The 216-nt window shown below is 46.8% G+C and carries 1 pseudogene; it reads right to left on the bottom strand.

The window, feature by feature from the left end:
* Positions 1-216, bottom strand: a pseudogene (locus tag AC1M89_RS14895) (acetyl-CoA C-acyltransferase); the annotation flags it as partial.

The raw sequence follows: 216 nt of genomic DNA, 5'->3' as shown, positions 1-216 counted from the left end.
CGGCTAAACCTAGGTCACGTGTACACGCCAATGCTTGTGCTGCAAACGCTTCGTTCAGCTCAATCACATCCATTTGCTCTAGTGTTAAACCGGTTTGTGCTAACAGTTTTTTAATCGCAGGTGCCGGACCAAAGCCCATAATGCGAGGTTCAACCCCAACAGTGGTTGCACCAATCACTTTGGCACGAGGTTTTAAACCATATTTTTCTACAGCTG

The sequence above is a fragment of the Acinetobacter sp. ANC_7635 genome (genome assembly GCF_056779945.1).
The sequence above is the reverse complement of the archived record's forward strand: the minus strand, read 5'-3'. Positions and strand labels throughout refer to the sequence as shown.